Source organism: Acidocella sp. C78 (assembly GCF_907164655.1).
This window is the reverse complement of record NZ_CAJQZK010000008.1, coordinates 77,192-100,447: the sequence shown is the minus strand read 5'-3', so window position 1 is coordinate 100,447 and position 23,256 is coordinate 77,192. Positions and strand designations below refer to the sequence as shown.

The window sequence follows — 23,256 nt, the reverse complement described above, 5'->3', positions numbered from 1 at the left end:
CCAGCGTTCGTCGGACGCGGCGAGGCGGATCACCCCGCTCATTCTCGGCTCGCGCCGCCAGGTGACGGAAGGCGTCGCTCTGGTGGCCCGCACCGGCGAGGCATTGCAGGGCATTTTCCGGGACGTCGAGGCGATGAATGGGCGGATCGGCGAGATGGCGGCGGCGATTGCCGCGCAGTCCGACGATATCGGCGCGATCAATTCGGCAATCGGCTATCTCGACCAGGCGATCCAGCAGAATGCGGCGATGGCCGAAGAGGCCAACGCCGCCACCGCCACCCTTGCCGGGCAGGCGGAGGCGCTTTCGGGGATCGTCGGGCGTTTCCGGTTTGCATCCGGCGCGGCGAAGCCGGACGCGCCGCCGCTTTTGCGCCTGGTGCGGAGCGAGGCGTCCTGATCCGGCCCGGCGTTGCGCGGTTCGGAACCGCGCCGGGCTTCAGACGGCCGGATCGGGCGGCGGGCCGGATAGCAGCGAGCTGCCCCGGGCGACGAGGCGGAGCCCGACCTCGATGCGCTCGGGCGGGAGGGCATCGCCCCGGCGGCGGGCAGCGACCGCGCGGGCCAGCATCGCTCCGGCGCGCTCGCCAATACCCCGCGCATCCACCGCGACGGTGCTGATCGCCGGCACGGCGCAGCGCGACACCTCGAAATCGCCGAAGCCGCCGATGGCGATGCGCGCCGGCACGGCGATACCCCGCCGCTGGCATTCGCCGATCGCGCCGAAGGCGATCAGGTCGCTGGCGCACACGACCGCGTCGATCTCGGGCCAGCGTTCCAGCAGCCGCGCCATGCCCTCGGCGCCGTGGCGCATCGAGAGCGGCGGCTGGCCGTGGCGGAACAGACGAGGCGGGCCGAGCCCGGCGGAAGCCAGCGCCTCTTCATAGCCACGGCCGCGCTCCTCGCCGCGCGGATCGCGCCTTGAGGCGCCGCCGAGAAAGGCGATTCGGCGGCGCCCGATCGATGCGAGATGCGCCGTCATCGCCGCCCCCGCGGCACGGTTGGAGAAGCCGACCACGCCGCCGATGGGGGACGCGGGCAGATCCCATGTCTCGACCACCGGCAGCGCCGAGCGGCCGAGCAAGGCGGCGACGCGCCGGCTGTGCGCCCCGCCGGTCAGCACGATGCCCTCGGGCCGGTGGCGCATCAGCGTGTGGAGCAGCGCCTCCTCGCGGGCGCTGCTGTAGAGCGTGGTGCCCAGCAGCAGGTCGAGCCCTGCCTGGCGGAGCGCGGCCTCAAGCCCGGCGACGGTTTCGGCGAAGTTGGAATTGTCCATCGAGGGAACGATGGCGGCGACGAAGCCGGACCGCCGGCTGGCCAACGCGCCGGCCGCCGCGTGCGGCACATAGCCGAGCCGGGACACCGCCTCCATGATCCGCGCCCGCGTCGGCGCCGCCACCACCGCGCCGCGCAACGCCCGCGAGACGGTCATTTTCGACACGCCGGCGGCGGCGGCGACATCGTCCATCGTCGGCGCGCGATCGAGCGGGGAGGTCATCGCGCCAGCGCCTAGAAGGCGAGCTGGACCTTCACCGCGCGCGCCTTGTCAGCCGCGAGCGCGAAAGCCTCCGCCGCCCGCGCCGCCGGCAGCACCGCGCTGAGCAGGGGGTCGGGGTCGATCGCGCCGGATGCGAGCAGCGCCACCGCCTCGGCGAATTCGGGGCCGAAGCGGAAAGCGCCGGCCAGCTCGATCTCCTTGCTCACCAGCGCCATCAGCGGCAGGGTCATGTCGCCGCCAAGACCGAGCTGGACGATCCGTCCCTGCGGGCGCACCACCGCGATCAGCCCGGCGAGCGAGGCGGCGGCACCCGACGCCTCGATCGCCGCATCGAACCGGCCCTTGCCCTCGGCGAAGCGGGCGAGACCCTCCGGTTTCTGACCGAGATCGACCGTTTCGGTCGCGCCAAGCCGGGCCGCGAGGGCGAGCGGGGCGCCAAGCACGTCGCAGGCGACGATCTCGGCAGCACCACGATGCCGTGCCGCGAGCAAGGCGAGCAAGCCGATCGGCCCCATGCCCGCGATGATCACCCGCATCCCCGGCCCGATCCCCGCCCGCGCCGCGGCGTGCAGCCCCACCGCCAGCGGCTCGGCGAAGGCGGCGCGCTCGACCGACAGCCCCGCCGGCAGCCGGACGAGCTGGCGCGCCGGCACCGTGATCGCGGAGCGGAACGCGCCGTTGATGTGCGGCCGGCGCATCGCGCTGCCGAAGAACCGCATGTCGGCGCAATGCTGCGTCGCCCCGGCAAGGCAGAACCGGCAGGCGCCGCAGGGCAGCGACGGGTCGATCGCCACCGCCTCGCCGGGCGCGAAACCCGACGCGGCGCCGGCAACCTCCACCTCGCCCGCCACCTCATGGCCGAGCACCATCGGCTCGGCCAGGCGCACCGGGCCGAAGCCGCCATGGCGCATGTAATGCAGGTCGGAGCCGCAGATCCCGCCGCGCAGCACCCGCACGCGCACCTCGTCCGGCCCCGGCGGCGGCGCGGGGCGATCCTCGATCCGGAGATCGCCCGCGGCGTGGATCACGATCGCTGTCATGGTGATTTCCTCCTTGAGCGGTGGGCCGGGTTCGTGTTACGGCATCAAAAGTGTTACCGCTAACATGCGCCGGTTTCGGCAGTTCGGCAACCATCCGGCACGAGCCGGCATAAAATTCGAGACCGGCCCGTGCCGGCGGATCAGAAAAATGACCGGCATTTGCCGGTGGAGCCAATAAATGACCGGCATTTGCCGGTCGGGGATGGATACGTGGGACTGACTCTGTTCGACCTTTCGGGCCGCAGGGCCCTGATCACCGGCGGGCGCAGCGGCATCGGCCGCGCCATCGCCACCGGGCTCGCCGAGGCCGGGGCGACGGTCATTCTGAACGCGCGCGACGCCGGGCGGCTGGAGGAGGCCGCCGCCGCGCTGCGCGCCCTCGGGCTCGACGCCCATGCCGCCTGTTTCGATGTCACCGACGCCGACGCCACCGCGGACGCCATCGCGCGGATCGAGGCCGACGGGCCGATCGACATCCTGGTGAATAACGCCGGGCTGCAACACCGCGCCCTGGCGGCGGATTTCCCGCTCGACGCCTTCGACCGGATCATGGCGCTCAATGTCCGCGCCGCCTTCGTGATGGCGCAGACGGTCGGCCGGCGGATGCTCGCCCGCAACCGCGGCAAGATCATCAACATCGCCTCGGTGCAGAGCGAGCTGGGCCGCGCCTCGATCACGCCCTACACGATGAGCAAGGGCGCGGTCCGCCAGCTCACCCGCGGGCTCTGCGCCGAATGGGGCGGGCGGAACATTCAGGTCAACGCCATCGCGCCCGGCTATTTCCGCACCGAGCTGACCGCAACCCTCACCGCCGACGCCGATTTCTCCGCCTGGCTCGCCGCGCGCACGCCGGCCGGGCGCTGGGGCGAGCCGGACGAGCTGAAGGGGGCGGCGATTTTCCTCGCCAGCGCCGCGTCGGATTTCGTCAACGGCCAGATGATCTTCGTCGATGGCGGGCTGACGAGCGTCGTATGACCGCGATCGGGCTGATCGGCGCGGGGGTGATGGGCAGCGCGATCGCCCGCCGCCTGCTCGCCGCCGGGTTCGGCCTGCGCGTGCACGACCGCAATCCGCCGAAGCTCGCCGCCCTCGCCGCGCAGGGCGCCCTGCCCGCCGCCAGCCCGGCCGAGGCCGCGCGGGGTTGCCCCTTCGTCATTCTCAGCCTGAACGATGCCGCCGGCATTCGCGCCGTGATGTTTGGCGCTGGCGGAATCACCAGCGTCGCCGGGCCGGAGACGCTGGTGATCGACATGTCCTCGATCGACCCGGCGGCGACCCGCGCGCTGGCCGCCGGCTTCGCCGCCGCCTGCGGCGGGCGCTGGCTCGATGCCCCGCTCTCCGGCGGCGCCCCCGGCGCGCTGGCCGGGCGGCTCGCCGTGATGGCCGGCGGCACCAGCGCCGATTTCGAATCCGCCCGCACGGTGATGGATCATCTCGCCGCGCGCTTCACCCTGATGGGCGGCACCGGCGCCGGGCAGGCGGCCAAGCTGGCCAACCAGCTGCTCTGCGGCGTCGGCTTCGCCGCCCTCGCCGAGGCGATCGCGCTGGCCGAGGCCGCCGGGGTCGATGCCGCGCGCCTGCCCGAAGCACTGTCCGGCGGCCGCGCCGATTCCGCCATCCTGCGCGAGTTCGGACCGAAATTCGCCGCCCGCGACGAAACCCCGACCGGCCGGCTCGACAACATGGTGAAGGACCTCGCCGGCGCCGCCGGCCTCGCCGCCGAGGCGGGCCTCGCCCTACCGCTGCTCGACGCGACCCTCGCCACCCACCGCGCCCGCATTGCCGAGGGGCTCGGCGGGGCGGATACCGCCGCGCTGATGCGCGCCTTTCCCCGACGCGAAGCGGGCGCGCCATGACCGCGCCGCTGCTTGCCATGCGCGGCAATACCGCGCCACTCCTGGCCATGCGCGGCATCTGCAAGAGTTTCGGCGGCACGCGGGCGCTGGATGCGGTCGATCTCACCGTCAACGCGGGCGAGATCGTCGCCCTGCTCGGCGAGAACGGGGCGGGCAAATCGACGCTGATCAAGATTCTCGCCGGCGTCTACCCGATGGATCGCGGCGAGATCAGCTTTCGCGGCGCGCCGGCCGTGCCGGGCAGCCTGCCGGTGCGGTTCATTCATCAGGATCTCGGCCTGGTGGACTGGATGACGATCGCCGAGAATTTCGGCCTCGCCCTCGGCTTTCCCCGCCGCCTCGGCCTGATCGACCGGCGTGCCGCCGCCCGCCGCGCCGCCGCCGCGCTGGCGGAGCTTGGCGTCGATCTCCACCCCGAAACCCGCATCCGCGACCTTGCCCGCGCCGAGCGCGCCTTGGTCGCCATCGCCCGGGCGCTGGCCGGCGAGGGCGAGATGCTGGTGCTCGACGAACCCACCGCCAGCCTGCCCGCCGCCGAGGTCGAACGGTTGTTCACGGCACTGCGCCGGCTGCGCGCCAAGGGCGTGGGGATGCTCTATGTCTCGCACCGGCTCGACGAGGTGTTTGCCCTGGCCGACCAGGCGGTGGTGCTGCGCGACGGGCGGCTGGCGGGGGCCGGCGCGGTCGCGACACTCGATGCCGGGGCGCTGATCGGCATGATCGTCGGCCACGCCGTCGCCCGGCATCGCCGCGCCGATGCCGCACCCGGCGCGGTCCGGCTCGAATGCCGCGACCTCTCGGTCGCCGGCGGGCCGCCGGTGAACCTTTCGGTCCGCGCCGGGGAAATCCTTGGCCTCGCCGGCCTCGTCGGCGCTGGGCAGGAGCGGCTCGGCCGCGCCCTGTTCGGGCTCGCGCCGCGCAGCGAAGGCCGCATCCTGCTCGACGGAATCGCGTCCGCGCCGGACTCCCCGCAGGCGGCGATGGCGCTCGGCATCGGCTTCGTCGCCGGCGACCGGGTGGGCGAATCGACCGCGCCGCGCCTTTCGGTCGCCGAGAACGCCTTCCTCAACGCCTATGCCCACGGCATGAAGCCGCTTTCCATCGTCCCGCCCGGCCGCCTCGCCCGCCGCGCTGCCGCCCTCGGCCGCGCCGTCGGCCTGCGGCCGAACGATCCGTCGCTGCCGATCGAGCAGCTTTCGGGCGGCAACCAGCAGAAGGTCGTGGTCGGCCGCTGGCTCGACCAGGCCGCCCGGCTGCTGGTGTTCGAGGACCCGACCGCCGGCGTCGATGTCGGCGCCAGGGCCGATATCTACCGCCTCTTCGCCGCCGCCGCCGCGTCCGGGGCGGCGATCGTCGTCGTTTCGTCGGATTTCGAGGAGATCGCCGAATTGTGCGACCGCGCGCTGGTGTTCGATCGCGGCGCCGTGGTCGGCGAGATCGCCGGGGCGGCGCTGACCATGGAACGCCTGCTCGCCGCCGCCTCCGCCGGCATCGCGACGGCGGCACCACCTGAAACCGGGGAGATCCGCGATGGAATCGCTTAAGTCCGACGCGCTGGAGCCGAGCGGCGCCGAACGCGCCGTCCTGCCGCGCGCCGAACTCCGCCGCCGCCTGCTCACCGTCTATGGCCTGCCGATCCTCACGGTGGCACTGATCGTGCTGTTCTCGCTGCTGCTGCCGGACACGTTCCCCACCGCCGGCAACATGCGGGCGATCTTCGTGGTGAAATCGGTCGTCGCCCTGCTCGCCCTCACCGCCCTGCCGCCGATGATCGCCGGGCGGATCGACCTGACCGTGGGCTACGGCATCGTGCTGTGGTCGATCATCGCGATCAGCCTGCAGGTGCAGTATCACTGGCCCTGGCCGCTGGCTGTGCTGGCGGTGCTCGCGCTCGGCGGGCTGTTCGGGCTGATGAACGGCATGCTGGTCGAGATCGCGCAGATCGACAGTTTCATCGCCACCCTCGGCACCGGCACCATCATCTACGCCCTCGCCGAATGGTATACCGGCGGCGAGCAGGTGGTGGGCACGCTGCCCGCCGCCTTCACCGCCATCAATGACGGCCGCCTGTTCGGCCTCGTGCCATTCCCCGCGCTCTACGTGCTGGTGGTGGCGCTGCTGCTCTGGCTGGTGACGGAGCGGATGCCGCTCGGCCGCGTGCTGTATGCGATCGGCGCCAACCGCCGCGCCGCCGAGCTGAACGGCATCGCGGTGCGGCGGCACGTTATCCTCGTGTTCGTCGCCTCCGGCGTGCTGACCGCCTTCGCCTCGGTGGTGTTGGCGGCACAGCTGCGGATCGGCGCGACCAGCCTCGGGCTGAGCTACCTGCTGCCCGCTTTGGTCGGCGCCTTTCTCGGCTCGACCACGATCCGCCCCGGCCGGGTGAATGTGTGGGGCACGGTGGTGGCGGAGCTGCTGCTCGCGGTCGGCATTTCCGGCATCGAGCAGCTCGGCGGCGCGTTCTTCGTCTCCAGCCTGTTCAACGGCGTCACCCTCGTGGTCTCGATCGGCCTGGCCGGTCTCGCGCAGCGGCGACGCGGCGTTCTCATCAAGGCGGCGCCGCCGGCGACCGCCGCAACCGGGGAGGACTCATGAAAAAGAACATCACACTGCTGGCGGCGCTGGCCGTCGCCGGCTTCACGGCACAAGCGCTGGCCGCGCCGTCGATGCTCGCGACGGCGCGCCAGTATGTCGCCGCCGCGACCAATCCCGCCCTGCCCTATACCGGGCCGACCACCGGGCCCAAGGCGGTGGCGGGCAAGTTCATCGTCTATGTCTCGTCGAACCAGTCGAATGGCGGGGCGCGCGGCGTGGGCAAGGCGGTGCGCGCGGCGGCGACGGCGATCGGCTGGCGCTTCCGCCTGCTCGACGGCAAGGGCACGGCGGCCGGGCAGAACGCCGCCCTGTCGGAGGCGATCGCGCTGAAACCCGCCGGCATCGTCCTTGGCGGGCTGGATGCGACGCAATCCGCCCCGTTCATCGAACAGGCCGACAAGGCCGGGATCAAGGTGGTCGGCTGGAATGTCAGCCCCAAGCCGGGCCCGATCGCGAAGCCGGCCATCGTCTACAACGTCGCGCAGGACCCGCTGGAGGTCGCCCGCGCCGCAGCACTCTACGCTATCGCCCGCTCGGACGGGCATGCCGGCGTCGTCATCTTCACCACCAGCGAATTCTCGATCGCGCTCGCCAAATCGAACCGGATGGCGGCGATCATCCGCGATTGCAAGGGCTGCCACCTGCTCGGCATCGAGAACGTGCCGCTCTCCTCGACCGCGACGCGGATGCCGCAGGTGACCGCGGCGCTGCTTGCCAAATACGGCAAGAAATGGACCTATTCGCTCGCCATCAACGACCTCTATTACGACTACATGGCGCCTGGCCTGTCCGCCGCCGGGCATCGCGGCGACGGCCCGCCCTACAACGTTTCGGCGGGCGACGGCTCGCAATCGGCCTTCCAGCGCATCCGCTCGAAACAGTTCCAGACCGCGACCGTCGCCGCACCGCTGGAGCTGGAGGGCTGGCAATGCGTCGATGAACTGAACCGCGCCTTCGCCGGGCAGAAGCCGGTCGCCGAGCCTGACCCGGTGCATCTGTTTACCCCGGAAAACGTCAACCAGGACGGCGGCGACAAGGACGTGTTCAATCCGCCGAACGGCTACAAGAGGGTGTTTCTGCGGATCTGGGGCCGCGCCGGCTGACCCCGGCGCGCAAGACCGACTCGCCGGCTGACCCCGGCGCGCAAAGCCGACGCGCCGGCTGACCCCGGCGCGCAAGACCGACGCGCCGGTTGACCCCGGCGCGCAAGACCAACGCGCCGGCTGACCCCGGCGCGGGACGCTGCCACGCTGTTTTCGCGGTGATGGCAAACGAGCGGTTTGGGTATAGGCTGCGCATTAGAGCATCATCCGATCAGATGGAGCCATCTGATCGGATAAAGATGCTCTGATCATCAATATCATAGAGCACTACATCCGATCCGGATGGATCGGAAAGTGCTCTAGCGCATGGCGGCGGGGCCACGGTGGCACCGCCGCCACGGCGCGAAGGAGCGGGGCCATGCCGACCACGATCGAACTGCCCGACCGAATCATCGTCGATCCCGCCATCACCACGCTGCGACGACATATCCACCACTGGCAGCGGGTGCAGGACATTGCCGGACTGCTGGCCTTTGTGCTGTTCGCCGCAACGCCGCTGGTGATGACGCTGACGTTCTGAGGCGTCCGGCACGTCCTCGCGGGCGGGGACGTGCGGTGTTGCCGGTTCAGACCACGCGGTTGGCGGGAGACTGGCCGGCGAGGACGGCCTCGATCCCGTCCAGCGCCAGCATGCCCATCGCAGTGCGGGTCTCGCGCGTGGCGCTGCCGAGATGGGGCAGCAGGACGACGTTCTCCAGGCCGAGATAGACCTCGGGCACGGCGGGTTCGGCGGGAAAGACGTCGAGCCCGGCGGCGCCGAGATGGCCGCTGGCGAGTGATGCGGCGAGGGCTTCATCGTCGATCGTGGTGCCGCGGCCGGTATTGATGACGATGGCGCCCGGTTTGAGGCGGGCGATGCGCGAAGCGTTCAGCCAGTGCCGCGTCGCGTCGCCGCCGGGCAGGTGGATCGACAGCACGTCCGCCGCGGCGAGGAAATCGGCCTCGTCGGCGATAAAGGCGGCGCCGCCCTCCTGCGCCGGGGCGAGGCGGCGGCGGTTGTGATAGACCACGCGCATCGACAGGCCCTGCGCCATCCGCGCCAGCGCCTGGCCGATGCGGCCCATGCCGAGGATGCCGAGCGTCTTGCCCTCAAGGCTGGTGCCGAGGAGGTAGGTCGGCGTCCAGCCCGGCCAGGCGCGGGCGCGGACGATGCGCTCGCCCTCGCCGGTGCGGCGGGCGGCGGCGAGCATCAGCGTGAGCGCAAGCTCGGCGGTGGCGAAGGAGAGCACGTCCGGCGTGTTGACCACGGCGAGGCCGCGCGATTTGGCGGCGTCGAGATCGATATGGTCGGTGCCGACGGAGAAGGTGGCGAGGACGCGCAGGCCGGCAGGGATGCGGGCAATCGCGGCGGCGTCGAGCCGGTCGGCGGGGGTGACCAGGGCGGCGGCGGCGCCATCGAGCGCGGCGAGGAAGGACTCGGCGTCGAAGGCGCCGTCCTGCGCGAGGAAGCGGGCGGCGAAGCCCTCGGCGGCGCGGGCCTCGACCGGTTCGGGCAGCACGCGGGAGATGGTCAGTCCTGGTTTCATGGGCGGTCCTTGAGTTCGGCCAGCGCGTCCCGCGTGTCGAAATCGCGCAGGACGGCATCGTCGGGCATTTCGACCTCGGCGATCCGGTCGACATGACGGGCGAGGATGTGGCGCGCGCCGGCATCGCCGGTGAGGGCGGCGATTTCGGGGAAGAAGCTCCGATCCCAGAGGATCGGGTTGCCGCGGCGGCCGCGATGGGTGGGGACGACGATGGCGCGGCCCTCGTCGGGATCGTAGGCGGCGATCAGCCGGTCGATCGCGGCGGCGTCGACCAGCGGCATGTCGCCAAGGCAGATCAGCGCCGCCGCCGTGTCCGCCGGCAGGGCGTTGATGCCGGCGGCGAGGCTCGCGGCCATGCCGGACGCGAAGCCAGCGGCGTGGACGAAGCGGACCGGGCGGCCGGTCAGCGCCTCGCGCACCGCATCGTCCTGATGGCCGGTGACGACGAGGACGAGGGCGGCGCGGGCGGCGAGCGCGTGATCGACCGTCGCGGCGACGAGGGCGCGGCCATCCTGCAGGCGGGCAAGGAGCTTGTTCTGCGGAGCGGCGCGCGAGGAGCGTCCGGCGGCCAGCACGATGACGGCGATTTTCGGCGCGGTGCGGCGGGCGGCGCGCGGCACGCGGGGTTCGGGGCGGGGGGCGAAATCCTTGAGCAGGCCGCCAATGCCCAACGAGGCGATCAGCGCGTCGTCGAGCGGTTCGCCGGCGAAGACGCGGTCGAGCACGAAATCGATGCCGTTGAGCCTCGGGCTGCGGGCGCAGCCGGGCAGGACGATGGCCGGCACCGCGCCGATGCGGCCGAAGCAGAGCAGGTTGCCGGGATCGACCGGCATGCCGAAGCGATCGATCCGGCCGCCGGCTTCGGTGATGGCGGCGGGGGCGACATCGGCGCGGTCGGTCACGGCGGAGGCGCCGGCGATCAGCACGAGATCGGCCCCCTGGGCGAGGAGCGCGTCGATCGCCGCGCGGATCGGCGCGGTTTCGTGCGGGGTCTCGATCGGGTCGAGCAGGGCGCCGCCGCGGGCGGCGACGCGCTGGCGGGTCGCCTCGATCGTGTTGCGGATCGCCGCGTCCTTCAGTTGCGGCAGGCGGGAGAGGACGAGGCCGGTGCGCAACGGCCGGAACGCCTCGATCCGCAGCGGCGCGCCCGCGCCGAGCAGGGACGCGGCGCGCGCCATCACCGCGCCGGGACGGCGAAGGGGACGATCTTGAGGGTTGCCAGCATGTCGCCGGGGGCGACGGGCGCGGCATCCGGCAGGGTGCCGAGGGCGATCGCCTCGTCGAGCCCGTTAAGGGCGGCGATGGCGGCGGCATCGAGGCGGAACAGGCCGTGGGCTTCGGCGAAGACGTTGACGCGGCCATGCACCGGGGCGGCGACGCGCAGACCGGGGCCGGCGAAATGGGCGCCGAGGCGGCGGGCGGCGTCTTCCTCCGGCACGTCGCCCGGTTCGAGCCGGGCGACGGTGACCTCGGCATGGCCGGCGGCGCGCAGGGCGGCGATCAGGGCGTCATCGAGCACCGCACCCTTGTGGATGACGCGATCGCGCGTCTTGAGGCTGTGGGCGAGGATGGCGCCGGCGAGATCGGCCGCGAGCGGGGCGGCGCCGAAGATCATGGCGCGGCGAGGCGACCGCGGCGGGCGGCGACGATTTCGGCGATGATCGACAGGGCGATCTCGGGCGCGGTGACGGCGCCGATATCGAGGCCGACCGGGGCGCGGATGCGGGCGAGCGCGGCATCATCGACCCCGACGGCGCGCAGGCGATCGAGCCGGGCGGCGTGGGTTTTCCGCGAGCCGAGCGCGCCGACATAGAACGGATCGGCGGCCAGCGCCCGGCGCAGCGCCGGATCGTCGAGCTTGGGGTCGTGCGTGAGGGTGACGACGGCGGTGCGGGAATCGAGGCCGAGGCGGTCCAGCGCCTCGTCCGGCCAGTCGGTCGCGATGGCGACGCCGGGAAGCGATCCGCGGTGGCGAAGGCGCGGCGGGGATCGACCACGGTGACGGCGAAGCCGGAGGCCAGCGCGAAAGGCACCAGCGCCTGGGCGATGTGCACCGCGCCGATGACGAGCAGCCGGGGGGACGGGTTGCGCGACTCGATGAACCAGGCGTCGTCGCCGATGGTGACGGTGCCGCTGCGGTCGGCGGCAAGCATGGCAGCGGCCTCGGCGGCAAGTGCGGCGGGGGCGGCCTCGTCCGGCAGGATGAAGGCAGCACCAGTGGCGAGGTTGGTGGCGAAGGCGACCGGGCGGCGGGCGGCGGCGGCTTCGCGCAGGGCTGCGAGATGGGCGGCCTTCACGAGAGCTTTTCCACGAAGACCGAGACCTTGCCGCCACAGGCGAGGCCGACCTCCCAGGCGCGTTCGTCGGTGACGCCGTAATCGAGGCGCTGCGGCGCGCCGGTTTCGATGCTGCGCTGGGCGGCCTCGGCCACCGCGCCCTCGATGCAGCCGCCGGAGACCGAGCCGGCGATGCGACCGGAGGCGGTGACGGCCATGCGGCTGCCGACGCGGCGCGGCGAGCTGCCCCAGGTGCTGGTGACGGTGGCGATGGCCACCTGCTCGCCTTCCGCGTGCCAGGCGGCGGCGATTCCGAGAATGTCCTCGGCGTCGGATACGGTGTCGCTCATTGGCGGGTCTCCCACAGGGCGGCGGCCTGCAGACGCGGCGGCGCCTCGCCCGACAGGGCTTGGACCAGGCTGCGCAGGCTGGCCAGGTTATGCACCGGGCGGAACTCGTCGACATAGGGCAGCATCGCCCGTGCGCCTTGCGATTTCGGCGCGAAGCCATCGTAGCGCAAGAGCGGATTGAGCCAGATCAGCCGGCGCGAGGAACGGTGCAGCCTTGCCATGTTGTCGGCGAGGCCGACGGCGCCCTCGCGGTCGAGCCCGTCGGTGACGAGAAGGACGACAGCACCCTGCGCCAGCACGCGGCGGGCCCAGAGCCGGTTGAACTGGCCGAGCGCCTCGCCGATGCGGGTGCCGCCCGACCAGTCCGGCACCGCGCTGGCGACCTGCTCGAACGCCTCTTCCGGGTCGCGCCGGGCGAGCTGGCGGGTGATGTTGGTCAGCCTCGTGCCGAAGAGGAAGGTGGTGACGCGCTCGCGGTCGTTGGCGACGGCGTGGAGGAAGTTCAGCAGGATCTGCGCGTAGCGGGCCATCGAGCCGGAAATGTCGCACAGGACGACGAGCGGCGGCGGGCGGGTGAGCGGCACGCGGCGGGCGATGTCGAACACCTCGCCGGAATGACGCATCGAATCGCGCAGGGTGCGCTTGAGATCGACCCGGCTGCCGCGGGCGGCGAGGCGGAAGCGGCGGGTGCGGCGTTCATCGAGCGGCAAGGCGAGACGGGCGATCTCGGTCTTGGCGGCGGCGATCTCCTCGGCGCTCATCGCCTCGAAATCGAGGGTTTCGAGGCGTTCCTGGGCGGAGGCGGAGAGGATCGCGTCGATCTCGCGGCGTTCGTCGGGGCGGGGTTCCTGCTCGCGTGCCTTCGCCGCCGCCATCGCCTCGGCAAGGCGGCGGGCGCCGGCGGCGGCCTTCTCCTCGCGCGGGGCGCGGCCATCCATCGCCGCCAGCATCTGGGCGAATTTCGCGGCATCGGGGTTGCGCCAGAAGGCCGAGAAGGCCTGGTCGAACAGCAGCGCGTGCTCGTGCCGGCGCAGCATCACCGCTTGCAGGGCCGCGCGCATCACCCGCCGGTCGGTGATGTCGACATGGGTGAGTGCCTCGGCGGCGGCGATGACCTCGCCGGGGCCGACGGGCAGGCCGGCGCGCCGGAGCAGGCGCGCGAAATGCATCACGTTCGGCGCGAGCCGGCCCGTATCGGAGGCACTCATGCCGCCTGGATCGCCTCCCCGGTGAGGCGGGCGGCGGTCTCGCCACGGATTTTCGCGATGTCGTCCTGGTATTTCAGCAGGGCGCCGAGCGTGTCCTCGACCGCGGCGGGGGCGAGTTCGACCTCGTCGAGCGCGGCGAGGGCGGAGGCCCAGTCGATCGTTTCGGCGACGCCGGGGAGCTTGAAGATGTCGGTGGTGCGGATGCGCTGGACGAACGCGACCACCTGGGCGGAGAGCTTCGCCGGCACCGCAGGCGCGCGGGCGGCGAGGATGGCGCGCTCGCGGGCGGCATCGGGATAGTCGACCCACTGGTAGAGGCAGCGGCGGCGGATCGCGTCGTGCACCTCGCGGGTGCGGTTGGAGGTGATGACGACGACGGGTTTCGTCGCCGCGGCGATGGTGCCCAGCTCGGGAATGGTGATCTGGAAATCGCCCAGCAATTCGAGGAGGAAGGCCTCGAAGGGCTCGTCCGCGCGGTCGAGCTCGTCGATCAGCAGGACGGCGGGCGACAGGCCCGGATCGATCGCCGAGAGCAGCGGCCGGCGGAGCAGGAATTCGGCAGAATACAGCGTCTCGCGCAGGGAGGCGCGGCTGGCGCCGCGGATTCGGCGAGGCGGATTTCCATCAGCTGGCGGGCGTGATCCCACTCATAGGCTGCGGCGGCGAGATCGAGCCCGTCATAGCATTGCAGGCGCACCAGACGCCGGCCGAGCTGCTCGGCCAGGACCTTGGCGATCTCGGTCTTGCCGGTGCCGGGCTCGCCCTCAAGGAACAGGGGGCGCCCCATGGCGAGGGCGAGATGCACGCTGGTGGCCAGCGCCCGGTCGGCAACGTAGTTGCCGCGGGCGAGCAGTTCGGCGGTTTCGGCGACGGTGCGCGGGAGGGCGGTTTCGGTCATCCGATGTATTTGGAGAGGACCAGTGCCACGACAACCGCCGAAATGATGATCGGCACCCAGATCCCGAGGGGCAGGCCGGCGATGACGGGGTTGCTGCGATCCTCGCCATGGGCGGGGTGGGCGTGATCGTGGGCGTGGTCGGCCATGCTGGCGGTCTCCTTGGTTTGGTCCGGCGCGGGAGCCGGGACGGCTGCCGGGGCGGGGGCGAGTTTTTCGGAAAATTTGGTGAAGAAGGACTCGGCGTAGGATTTCGCCACCGAATCGATCAGCCGGGCGCCGAGCTGGGCCATCTTGCCGCCGATCTGCGCGGAGACCTGATAGGTCAGCTTCGTGCCGCCCTCGGCATCGGCGAGCTGGACCTTCGCGCCGCCCTTGGCGAAGCCGGCGACACCGCCCTGCCCTTCGCCGGAAATCGTGTAGGAATTGGGCGGATCGAGATCGGCCAGCGTCACCTTGCCATTGAAGCGCGCGGAAATCGGGCCGATCTTGGCGGCAACCGTCGCGGCCATCTCGGTATCGGAGTGCTTTTCAATGGATTCGCAGCCCTGTATGCACGCCTTGAGGACTTCGGGGTCGTTCAGCGCGTCCCATACCGCCGCGCGCGGCGCGGCGATCAGCCGTTCTCCCGACATTTCCATGAGGCTTGCTCTCCTTCGTGACCGTGTTCCGTTTCCGCATCTTTAGTTTGACGCTGCCGCGCGCGCAAATCCGCCCTGCCCTGCCGCGCGGGATCTTGAAAGCCGGACGCCGGGGCACGCGCCGGTGAGCGGGCTTGCCGCAGTCGCGCCGTTCTTGGGCACGCTGGCGAGTTTCGCCCTGCTGCCGGGGCTGGCGCCGCGCGTCTGGCACCGGCACATGGTGCGGATCAGCCTGTTCTGGGTGGCGCTCGGACTCGCGATCGGGGCGATGGCGGCCGGGCCGGCGGCGGCGCTGGCGCAACTCTGGCATTCGGGGCTGGTCGATTTCATGCCCTTCATCGCGGTGCTGATGGCGCTCTACACGCTGGGCGGCGGGGTGCTGATCGCCGGCGGGCCGTGGGGGCGGCCGGGCGGCAACCTGCTGCTGCTGGCGGTGGGCACGCTGCTCGCCTCGGCGATGGGGACGATCGCAGCCTCGCTGCTGCTGATCCACCCGCTGCTGGCGGCCAACGCGGCGCGGCGCGAGGTGCGGCATCTGGTGCTGGCGTTCATTTTCGTGGTGGCCAATGCCGGGGGCGCGCTGACGCCGCTCGGCGATCCGCCGCTGCTGATCGGCTTCCTGCGCGGGGTGCCGTTCTTCTGGCCGCTGTTCAACCTCGCCGGGCCGATGCTGGTGGTGGTGGTGCCGGTGCTGGCGCTCGCCTTCGCGATCGACTGGCGGCTGGCGCGGCGCGAACCGGTGCGCAAGGCCGAGCGGCTGAGGGTGCGCGGCGGCGCCAATCTCGCGTTGCTTGGCATGTTCATCGCGGTGCTGACGCTGGCCGGGATCGAGCCGGGGCCGGAGATCGCGATCGGGCCGGCATCGCTGCCGGCGGGGCAGATCGCGATCACATTGTCTGCGGCCGTTTTCGTCGCGATTTCCGAGCGGGTGACGCCACGGGCGATCCGCGCGCGCAACCAGTTCGCCTGGGAGCCGATGCGCGAGATCGCCGTTCTGTTCTTCGCGATCTTCGCGACGATTCCGCCGGTGCTGCGCACGGTCGCGGCGGCGGGGCTGCCGCAATCGGCGGGCTTGTGGTTCTGGGCTTCGGGCCTGTCCTCGGCGTTTCTCGACAGCGCGCCGACCTATCTGATGTTTTTCGAGGCGGCCGGGGGGAACGCGGCGCGGCTGGTCGCCCCGCCGGCGACGCTGCTGACAAGCTTCGCCGCCGGATCGGTGCTGTTCGGCGGGCTGACCTATCTTGGTAACGCGCCGAATTTGATGATCCGCGCGATCGCGGCGCGGCGCGGCGTGCGGATGCCGGGGTTCATCGGGTATATGGGGGCGGCATTCATTGTGCTGCTGCCGCTCTTCGCGCTGACGACGCTGATGTTTTTCGCGGGCTGACGCCGCTGATCGTCTTTTGCCGGCGGTCGCCGTTGATCGTCTTTGCCGGCGGTCGCCGTTGATCGTCTTTGCCGGCGGTCGCCGTTGATCGTCTTTGCCGGCGGTCGCCGGCGGGTCGGGTTCAGCGGCGCAGGGCGGCGGCGGCGGCGGCGCGCTCGGTGATGGCCCGCCAGTCGCCGGCGCTGAGCAGATCGGCCGGGGTGAGCCAGGAGCCGCCGACGCAGATCACGTTGGCCAGCGCGAGATAGTCGGGCGCGGAGGCGGGGGTGATGCCGCCGGTCGGGCAGAAGGTGACCTCGTGGATCGGCGCGCCGATCGCCTTGAGCATCGGGATGCCGCCGGCCTGCTCGGCGGGGAAGAATTTCTGGTAGCGGAAGCCGGCTTCGAGCAGATGCAGCACCTCGGTCGGCGTTGCAGCGCCGGGGAGGAAGGGCACGCGGCTCTGCGCCGCGGCGGCGTGGACGGCGGGGCTGGAGCCGGGCGAGACGACGAATTTCGCACCGGCCTCCTCCACCTCGCGATATTGCGACGGGGTGAGGACGGTGCCGGCGCCGACGACCATTTCCGGCACCGCTTCGGCCATCGCCGCGATCGCCTCCATCGCCGCCTTCGTGCGCAGCGTGACCTCGACGACGCCGACGCCGCCCTCGATCAGGGCGCGGGCGAGCGGGATGGCATCCTGCGCGCTGTCGATGGTCAGGACCGGGATGACCGGCGAGACGGCGAGCAGGGCAGCGAGCCCGTCCTGGCGGTTCATGCGAAGACGCTCGCGCCGAGATCGGCCCCGGCGACGGCGGCGCGGAAGGCGCCGAACAGGTCGCGGCCGATGCCGTGGTGATGCGCCGAGAGATCGACTTCCGGGAGCGGCCGCGCCGCGAATTCCGCCTGATCCACCTGAACCTCCACTATGCCGGCCTCGCAGTCGAGCCTGATCATGTCGCCATCCCTCACCTTCGCCAGCGCGCCGCCGCAGGCGCATTCCGGCGTCACGTGGATCGCCGAGGGCACCTTGCCGGAGGCGCCGGACATCCGCCCATCGGTGACGAGGCCGACCTTGAAGCCGAGATCCTGCAACACGCCGAGGGGCGGTGTCAGCTTGTGCAATTCGGGCATCCCGTTCGCCTGCGGCCCCTGATGGGTGACGACGGCGACGAAATCGCGGTGCAGTTCGCCGGCCTTGAACGCCTCCTGCATCGCTTCCTGGCTGCGGAAGACGCGGGCCGGGGCGACGATGACGCGGTGCTCGGGCTTGACGGCGGAGATCTTGGTGACGGCCTGGCCGAGATTGCCGTGCATGATGCGCAGGCCGCCATCCTTGCTGAAGGGCTCGGAGGCATCGCGCAGGACGTCGCGGTCGAGGCTTTCGGCCGGGGCGGGTTTCCAGCGCAGGACCTTTTCCTCCAGCACCGGCTGGTCGCGATAGGCCTGCAACCCGTCGGGGCTCCAGACGGTGCGGGCATCGCCGTGCAGCAGGCCGGCATCGAGCAGGGCGCCGATCAGCACCGGCATGCCGCCGGCGGCCTGGAAGTGGTTCACGTCGGCGCTGCCATTGGGATAGATGCGGGTAAGCAGCGGGATGTGTTCGGACAGATCGGAGAAATCCTGCCAGGTGATGGCGATGCCGGCGGCGCGGGCCATGGCGACAAGGTGGATGGTGTGGTTGGTCGAGCCGCCGGTGGCGAGCAGGCCGATGATGCCGTTCACCACCGTCCGCTCGTCGACCATTTCGCCGACCGGGGTGAATTCGTTGCCGCGGGCGGTGATTTCGAGGATGCGCTTCGCCGCCGCACTGGTCAGCGCGTCGCGCAGCTCGGTGTTGGGGTTGACGAAGGAGGCGCCCGGCAGATGCAGGCCCATGATCTCCATCAGCATCTGGTTGGAGTTGGCGGTGCCGTAGAAGGTGCAGGTGCCGGGGCTGTGATAGGCGCCGATTTCGGAGTCGAGCAGTTCGGCGCGGCCGACCTTGCCCTCGGCGTAGAGCTGGCGGACGCGGGATTTCTCGGTGTTGGAAATGCCCGATTGCATCGGCCCGGCGGGGACGAAGATGGCCGGCAGGTGGCCGAAGGACAGGGCGGCGATGACGAGGCCGGGGACGATCTTGTCGCAGACGCCGAGCAGCAGCGCGCCGTCGAACACGTCGTGCGAGAGGGCGATGGCGGTGGCCATGGCGATGACGTCGCGCGAGAAGAGCGAGAGTTCCATCCCTTCCCGCCCCTGGGTGACGCCGTCGCACATCGCCGGCACGCCGCCGGCGACCTGGGCGATGCCGCCGGCCTCGCGCACGGCGTGCTTGATGAGGTCGGGGAAGCGGCCGAAGGGCTGATGCGCCGAGAGCATGTCGTTATAGGAGGTGACGATGCCGATATTCGGCTTGTCGTCGCGCTTGAGGTCGTCCTGCTCGGCCTTGGCGCAGCCGGCCAGGGCGTGGGCGAGATTGGCGCAGCCGACCGCGCCGCGGTGCACGCCGCGCGCAATCAGCGCGCCCGTGCGGGCCAGATAGGCGGCGCGCCCGGCCTCGCTGCGCGCCCTGATCCGGTCGGTGACCCGTGCGATCGCATCCTGAACCATGTTTTTGCTCCTCGCAGTACGCGCGCCCCGGCGGGGCGTGTCAGTCGCCGGCGCCGTAGCCGGCCTGTTCGTCGAACCAGGTGCGGCCGTCGCGGACGATCATCGCCACCGCCTCGGACGGGCCCCAGGTGCCGGCGGTGTAGAGCTTGGGACGGTCGCCGGCGGAATTCCAGGCATCGAGGATGGATTCGGTCCATTCCCAGGCGGCCTCGACCTCGTCGCGCCGCATGAACAACGTGGCGTTGCCGCGCACCACATCCATCAGCAGGCGCTCGTAGGCATCCGGCATATGGTTGTTCTTGAAGGTTTCGGCGAAGCTCAGGTTGAGCGGGGCGTTGCGCAGGCGCAGGCCGCCGGGGCCGGGTTCCTTGGTCCACAGATGCAGGCGGATATGCTCGTCGGGCTGCACGCGGATGACGAGGCGGTTCGGCATCGCGCGGTCAGAGCCGGTGGGGAAGATCCAGTAGGGCACCGGCTTGAACTGGATGACGATTTCCGAGACCTTTTCGGGCATCCGCTTGCCGGTGCGCAGGTAGAACGGCACGCCGGCCCAGCGCCAGTTGCGGACCTCGACCTTCAGCGCGGCGAAGGTTTCGGTGGTGGAGCCGGGGGCGATGTCGTTTTCCTCGGCATAGGATTTCACCGGGCCGCCCTTGATCGCGCCGGCGCGATACTGGCCGCGGACGGATTTCGTTGCGATATCGTCACGGGAAATCGGGGCGAGGGATTTCAGCACCTTGATCTTTTCGTCGCGCACTTCCTCGCGATCGAGCGTTGCCGGCGGTTCCATCGCCACGAGGCAGAGCAGCTGCATCAGGTGGTTCTGGATCATGTCGCGCAGGGCGCCGGTATGGTCGTAATAGCCGCCACGATCCTCGACGCCGACGGTTTCGGCGACGGTGATCTGCACATGATCGATGCCGTTATGGTTCCAGACCGGTTCGAACAGCGAGTTGGCGAAGCGCAGCACCAGCAGGTTCTGCACCGTTTCCTTGCCGAGATAATGATCGATGCGGAAGATGTTGCTCTCCTCGAACACCGCGCCGACACGGTCGTTGATGGCGCGGGCGGAGGCAAGGTCGTGGCCGATCGGCTTTTCCAGCACGATGCGGGTTTCCGGCGTTTGCAGGCCGTGGGCGTGGATGTTGTCGGCGATCGGGCCATACAGCTCGGGGGCGGTGGCGAGGTAGAAGACGCGGATCTGGCGCGGCGCATCCCCGAGCAAGGCGGCGAGTTCGGGCCAGCCGCGCGCGGCCTTGGCATCGACCGAGACATAATGCAGCCGGGCGAGGAAGCGGGCGAGCACCGCGGGATCGAGCTTGTCGGCGATGAATTCGCGCAGGCTCGCCTCGACCAGCTCGCGGAACCCGGCCGCGGAGAGTTCGGTGCGGGCGGAGCCGACGATGCGCGAAGACGCCGGCAACTGGCCGTCGAGATCGCGGAGGTAGAGTGCGGGCAACAGCTTGCGGCGGGCGAGGTCGCCGGTGCCGCCGAACACCACGTAGTCGAACGGGTCGATAATGGGCTGGGAAAAATTCATGGGTCAAAATAATCCCTGGTTGCCGCTGCCCGGTATAGGCCGGGCCGCCGGTCAACTCAACACCGGCGGCCCGCTTGCGGTCAATTCATGCAATTGCCGCCATCGACGTTGAGCGTCTGGGCGACGATGTATTCCGCCTCGTCGGAGGCGAGGAAGATGGCGGCACCGACGAGATCGTCCGGCCGGCCCATCCGCCCATAGGGCACGGCGAGGCCGACCTGGCGCTTCTTCTCGCCGACCGGCAGGTTTTCGTATCGCGCGAACAGCGCATCGACCTCCTGCCACATCGGCGTGTCCACCACGCCGGGGGAGATGGCGTTGACGCGGATGCCGTGGCGGATCAGGTCGAGCCCGGCGGACTGGGTGAGGCTGATCACCGCCGCCTTGCTCGCGCAGTAAACGCCGACCAGCGCCTCGCCGCGGCGGCCGGCCTGCGAGGCCATGTTGATGATCCGCCCGCGCCGCCCGAGCGCGATCATCTGCCGGGCTGCCGCCTGCAGGGTGAAGAGCAGGCCCTTCACGTTGACGGCGAAGAGCTTATCGTAGCTCGCCTCGGTGATGTCGGCGATCGGCGCGAGATCGAACACCGCGGCGTTGTTCACCAGGATGTCGAGCCCGCCGCGCGCTGCGGTGAAATCGGCGAAGGCGGCAATGGAATTCATGTCCGCCACATCGAGGGCACAGGCATGCGCCTGCGGCCCGAGATCGCGCGCGACCGCCTCCGCCGCCGCGCGCGAACGGTCGGCGATGCAGACAGTCGCACCCTCCTCGATATAGCCGGCCGCCATCGCCTGGCCGATGCCCCCTGCCCCGCCGGTGATCGCCGCGTATTTGCCTTGCAAGCGTCCGCTCATCGCTGCCTCACCAGACCGTGTAGCCGCCATCGGCGAGGACGATCGAGCCGGTCATCAGGCTCGACGCGTCGGAGGCGAGGAAGAGCACCACCGAGGCGATTTCGTGCGGCTGGCCGACGCGGTGCATCGGCGTCATGTCGAGCCAGATGCGGTTGAGTTCGGGATCCTCCATGCCGAAGCGGGTCAGCGGCGTGTCGATATAGGTGGGCGCGACGGCGTTGACGCGCACGCCGCGATCGGCCCACTCGCCGGCGAGGGAGCGGGTGAGATGGTGCACCGCCGCCTTCGACGCGTTGTAGAAGGACTGCTTCTGCGGCTTGTTCGAGATGAAGCCCGACATCGAGCCGGTGTTGACGATGACGCCGCGCTGGCGGGCGAGCATGGCGCGGCCGAAGGCGCGGGCGCACCAGAACACGCCGTTGAGATTGACGTTGATGACATCGAGCCAGTGCTCGTCGGTCACGTCCTCGGCGGCGACGCCCGAGCGGGCGATGCCGGCATTGTTCACCAGGATGTCGATCGCGCCGAATTTCGCATTCAGCGCATCGGCGGCGGCGTTCACCGCGTCGGGGTCGGTGACGTCGAGCACGACGGAGTCGGCCGAGTAGCCGAGCTTCGCGAGTTCGGCCTTGCCTTCCTCGCAGACGGTGGCATCGCGGTCGGCGATGACGACATGCGCGCCGGCCTCGGCCAGAGCGGTGGAACAGGCGAGGCCGATCGCGCGGCCACCGCCGGTGACGACCGCGTTGCGCCCCTTGAGGTCATATTTCTCGAGATACATGTCCGCTCCTTGTGTTGTCCTGCGCTGGCGTGGTGCTCAGCGCAGGTGGAATTCGCGCCGCAGCAGCGCCTTGCCGTCCGGCCCGAACAGCACGGCGCGGGCGGGTTGCGGCTTCATGCGCACGGGATCGCCCATGCGCACGCCGGCGAGATCGTCGGCCTTGACGATCATCTGCGCCTCGCCGGGGCGCCTGACATAGACGAGGGTTTCATTGCCGAGATGCTCGACGAAATCGGCGGTGCCGCCGATTTCGCCATCGGCGGCGAGCGCGGTGTGCTCGGGCCGGATGCCGAGCGTGACGCGCAGGCCGGGGGCCGCGGCGATGTTGGCCGCCGCGACACGGATGCTGCCGCCATCGTCGAGTTTCACATCCGCGCCGGCATCGTCGCGCGCGGAGACGACGCCTTGCAGCAGGTTCATCTTGGGCGAGCCGATAAAGCCGGCGACGAAGAGATTGGCCGGGTTGTGATAGAGTTCGAGCGGCGAGCCGACCTGCTCGACGATGCCGCCGTTCAGCACCACGATGCGATCGGCCATCGTCATCGCCTCGACCTGGTCGTGGGTGACGTAGATCATCGTGGTTTCGAGCTGCTTGTTCAGCTTCACGAGTTCGGTGCGCATCTGCACGCGCAGCGCGGCATCGAGATTCGACAGCGGTTCGTCGAACAGAAATCCTTTCGGATTGCGAACGATGGCGCGGCCGATGGCGACGCGCTGGCGCTGGCCGCCGGAGAGCGCCTTGGGGCGGCGGGCGAGTACCTTGTCGAGTTGCAGCATCTCGGCGGCGTGGGCGACCTTCCGCTCGATCTCGGCCTTGGGGACTTTCGCCATCTTGAGCGCGAAGCCCATGTTTTCCGCGACCGTCATGTGCGGGTAGAGCGCATAGGTCTGGAACACCATGGCGAGGCCGCGCTTGTCGGGCGGGATGTCGTTGGCGCGCACGCCATCGATGCTGAAATCGCCGCCGCTGATTTCCTCGAGCCCGGCGATCATGCGCAGCAGCGTCGTCTTGCCGCAGCCCGAGGGGCCGACGAAGACAACGAATTCGCGATCGTCGATCGACAGATCCACGCCCTTGATGGCGTGGAAGCCCTCGTATCGCTTCTCGACCTTTTCCAGCAGAAGTTTCGCCATGATCCGC

22 protein-coding genes and 3 pseudogenes are annotated in these 23,256 nt (G+C 70.6%); 8 read left to right on the top strand and 17 right to left on the bottom strand.

Annotation, left to right across the window (positions count from 1 at the left end; translation table 11 throughout):
* Nucleotides 1-397, top strand: a pseudogene (locus ACIDOCELLA78_RS000000103400) (hypothetical protein); the annotation flags it as partial.
* Nucleotides 398-436: 39 nt separating this feature from the next.
* Here the strand turns inward: ACIDOCELLA78_RS000000103400 and ACIDOCELLA78_RS000000103395 are convergent.
* Both ACIDOCELLA78_RS000000103395 and ACIDOCELLA78_RS000000103390 read right to left on the bottom strand, forming a co-directional pair.
* The gene (locus tag ACIDOCELLA78_RS000000103395; protein ID WP_201728378.1) at nt 437-1,495 is read right to left on the bottom strand and encodes a LacI family DNA-binding transcriptional regulator; all 1,059 of its coding nucleotides are present in this window, start codon (nt 1,493-1,495) and stop codon (nt 437-439) included.
* Nucleotides 1,496-1,506: 11 nt separating this feature from the next.
* Nucleotides 1,507-2,535, bottom strand: coding sequence for an L-idonate 5-dehydrogenase (locus ACIDOCELLA78_RS000000103390; protein ID WP_201728377.1), 1,029 nt, complete (start codon nt 2,533-2,535; stop codon nt 1,507-1,509).
* Nucleotides 2,536-2,745: 210 nt separating this feature from the next.
* Here ACIDOCELLA78_RS000000103390 and ACIDOCELLA78_RS000000103385 point away from each other — a divergent pair, with 210 nt between their 5' ends.
* The 6 genes from ACIDOCELLA78_RS000000103385 to ACIDOCELLA78_RS000000103360 all read left to right on the top strand — a co-directional run bounded on the left by ACIDOCELLA78_RS000000103385 (nt 2,746) and on the right by ACIDOCELLA78_RS000000103360 (nt 8,609).
* The gene (locus tag ACIDOCELLA78_RS000000103385) at nt 2,746-3,510 is read left to right on the top strand and encodes a glucose 1-dehydrogenase (protein WP_201728376.1); all 765 of its coding nucleotides are present in this window, start codon (nt 2,746-2,748) and stop codon (nt 3,508-3,510) included.
* On the top strand, nt 3,507-4,391 hold the full coding sequence (locus ACIDOCELLA78_RS000000103380; protein ID WP_201728375.1) for an NAD(P)-dependent oxidoreductase: 885 nt from the start codon (nt 3,507-3,509) through the stop codon (nt 4,389-4,391). The genes ACIDOCELLA78_RS000000103385 and ACIDOCELLA78_RS000000103380 overlap by 4 nt, the downstream gene beginning before the upstream one ends.
* Nucleotides 4,388-5,935 (top strand): sugar ABC transporter ATP-binding protein, encoded by a 1,548-nt coding sequence (locus ACIDOCELLA78_RS000000103375; RefSeq protein ID WP_249675598.1) that lies wholly within the window; start codon nt 4,388-4,390, stop codon nt 5,933-5,935. The genes ACIDOCELLA78_RS000000103380 and ACIDOCELLA78_RS000000103375 overlap by 4 nt, the downstream gene beginning before the upstream one ends.
* A complete protein-coding gene (locus tag ACIDOCELLA78_RS000000103370; protein WP_201728374.1) occupies nt 5,922-6,986 on the top strand; it encodes an ABC transporter permease in 1,065 nt (354 codons plus the stop codon). Before ACIDOCELLA78_RS000000103375 ends, ACIDOCELLA78_RS000000103370 begins: the two co-directional genes overlap by 14 nt.
* Complete coding sequence (locus ACIDOCELLA78_RS000000103365; RefSeq protein ID WP_201728373.1) at nt 6,983-8,089, top strand: substrate-binding domain-containing protein; 1,107 nt, start codon at nt 6,983-6,985, stop codon at nt 8,087-8,089. The genes ACIDOCELLA78_RS000000103370 and ACIDOCELLA78_RS000000103365 overlap by 4 nt, the downstream gene beginning before the upstream one ends.
* 358 nt (nt 8,090-8,447) lie before the next feature.
* Nucleotides 8,448-8,609, top strand: a complete 162-nt coding sequence (locus ACIDOCELLA78_RS000000103360; RefSeq protein ID WP_201728372.1) for a hypothetical protein — start codon at nt 8,448-8,450, stop codon at nt 8,607-8,609.
* Nucleotides 8,610-8,655: 46 nt separating this feature from the next.
* Here the strand turns inward: ACIDOCELLA78_RS000000103360 and ACIDOCELLA78_RS000000103355 are convergent, their stop codons facing one another.
* From ACIDOCELLA78_RS000000103355 to ACIDOCELLA78_RS000000103315, 9 genes and pseudogenes are all read right to left on the bottom strand, one after another.
* Nucleotides 8,656-9,615, bottom strand: a complete 960-nt coding sequence (locus ACIDOCELLA78_RS000000103355; RefSeq protein ID WP_201728371.1) for a D-glycerate dehydrogenase — start codon at nt 9,613-9,615, stop codon at nt 8,656-8,658.
* Nucleotides 9,612-10,793, bottom strand: a complete 1,182-nt coding sequence (locus ACIDOCELLA78_RS000000103350; RefSeq protein ID WP_307850882.1) for an NTP transferase domain-containing protein — start codon at nt 10,791-10,793, stop codon at nt 9,612-9,614. Before ACIDOCELLA78_RS000000103350 ends, ACIDOCELLA78_RS000000103355 begins: the two co-directional genes overlap by 4 nt.
* Nucleotides 10,793-11,134: a hypothetical protein gene (locus ACIDOCELLA78_RS000000103345; protein ID WP_307850881.1), complete on the bottom strand. Its 342-nt coding sequence runs from the start codon at nt 11,132-11,134 to the stop codon at nt 10,793-10,795. Before ACIDOCELLA78_RS000000103345 ends, ACIDOCELLA78_RS000000103350 begins: the two co-directional genes overlap by 1 nt.
* A 92-nt stretch (nt 11,135-11,226) precedes the next feature.
* Nucleotides 11,227-11,532: an XdhC family protein gene (locus tag ACIDOCELLA78_RS000000103340; RefSeq protein WP_283770827.1), complete on the bottom strand. Its 306-nt coding sequence runs from the start codon at nt 11,530-11,532 to the stop codon at nt 11,227-11,229.
* 89 nt (nt 11,533-11,621) lie between these two features.
* A pseudogene (locus ACIDOCELLA78_RS000000103335) lies at nt 11,622-11,768 on the bottom strand (xanthine dehydrogenase); the annotation flags it as partial.
* Between the two features lie 140 nt (nt 11,769-11,908).
* Nucleotides 11,909-12,241 (bottom strand): XdhC family protein, encoded by a 333-nt coding sequence (locus ACIDOCELLA78_RS000000103330; RefSeq protein WP_201728370.1) that lies wholly within the window; start codon nt 12,239-12,241, stop codon nt 11,909-11,911.
* Nucleotides 12,238-13,449, bottom strand: coding sequence for a VWA domain-containing protein (locus tag ACIDOCELLA78_RS000000103325; protein ID WP_201728369.1), 1,212 nt, complete (start codon nt 13,447-13,449; stop codon nt 12,238-12,240). Before ACIDOCELLA78_RS000000103325 ends, ACIDOCELLA78_RS000000103330 begins: the two co-directional genes overlap by 4 nt.
* Nucleotides 13,446-14,347: pseudogene (locus ACIDOCELLA78_RS000000103320) on the bottom strand (AAA family ATPase). Before ACIDOCELLA78_RS000000103320 ends, ACIDOCELLA78_RS000000103325 begins: the two are co-directional and overlap by 4 nt.
* On the bottom strand, nt 14,344-14,985 hold the full coding sequence (locus tag ACIDOCELLA78_RS000000103315) for a carbon monoxide dehydrogenase subunit G (protein WP_201728368.1): 642 nt from the start codon (nt 14,983-14,985) through the stop codon (nt 14,344-14,346). The pseudogene ACIDOCELLA78_RS000000103320 and the gene ACIDOCELLA78_RS000000103315 overlap by 4 nt, the downstream one beginning before the upstream one ends.
* A gap of 124 nt (nt 14,986-15,109) precedes the next feature.
* Here ACIDOCELLA78_RS000000103315 and ACIDOCELLA78_RS000000103310 point away from each other — a divergent pair, with 124 nt between their 5' ends.
* A complete protein-coding gene (locus ACIDOCELLA78_RS000000103310) occupies nt 15,110-16,372 on the top strand; it encodes a sodium:proton antiporter (RefSeq protein WP_201728367.1) in 1,263 nt (420 codons plus the stop codon).
* Nucleotides 16,373-16,493: 121 nt separating this feature from the next.
* Here the strand turns inward: ACIDOCELLA78_RS000000103310 and eda are convergent, their stop codons facing one another.
* The 6 genes from eda to ACIDOCELLA78_RS000000103280 all read right to left on the bottom strand — a co-directional run bounded on the left by eda (nt 16,494) and on the right by ACIDOCELLA78_RS000000103280 (nt 23,249).
* Entirely contained in the window at nt 16,494-17,129 is a 636-nt protein-coding gene (gene eda, locus ACIDOCELLA78_RS000000103305; RefSeq protein WP_201728366.1) for a bifunctional 4-hydroxy-2-oxoglutarate aldolase/2-dehydro-3-deoxy-phosphogluconate aldolase, read from the bottom strand.
* Nucleotides 17,126-18,940, bottom strand: coding sequence for a phosphogluconate dehydratase (edd, locus tag ACIDOCELLA78_RS000000103300; protein ID WP_201728365.1), 1,815 nt, complete (start codon nt 18,938-18,940; stop codon nt 17,126-17,128). The genes eda and edd overlap by 4 nt, the downstream gene beginning before the upstream one ends.
* 40 nt (nt 18,941-18,980) lie before the next feature.
* Entirely contained in the window at nt 18,981-20,480 is a 1,500-nt protein-coding gene (zwf, locus tag ACIDOCELLA78_RS000000103295; RefSeq protein WP_201728364.1) for a glucose-6-phosphate dehydrogenase, read from the bottom strand.
* Nucleotides 20,481-20,560: 80 nt separating this feature from the next.
* The gene (locus tag ACIDOCELLA78_RS000000103290) at nt 20,561-21,334 is read right to left on the bottom strand and encodes an L-iditol 2-dehydrogenase (RefSeq protein ID WP_201728363.1); all 774 of its coding nucleotides are present in this window, start codon (nt 21,332-21,334) and stop codon (nt 20,561-20,563) included.
* A 7-nt stretch (nt 21,335-21,341) separates the two neighbouring features.
* On the bottom strand, nt 21,342-22,115 hold the full coding sequence (locus tag ACIDOCELLA78_RS000000103285; RefSeq protein ID WP_201728362.1) for an SDR family NAD(P)-dependent oxidoreductase: 774 nt from the start codon (nt 22,113-22,115) through the stop codon (nt 21,342-21,344).
* A 36-nt stretch (nt 22,116-22,151) separates the two neighbouring features.
* The gene (locus tag ACIDOCELLA78_RS000000103280; protein ID WP_201728361.1) at nt 22,152-23,249 is read right to left on the bottom strand and encodes an ABC transporter ATP-binding protein; all 1,098 of its coding nucleotides are present in this window, start codon (nt 23,247-23,249) and stop codon (nt 22,152-22,154) included.
* Nucleotides 23,250-23,256: the final 7 nt, after the last annotated feature.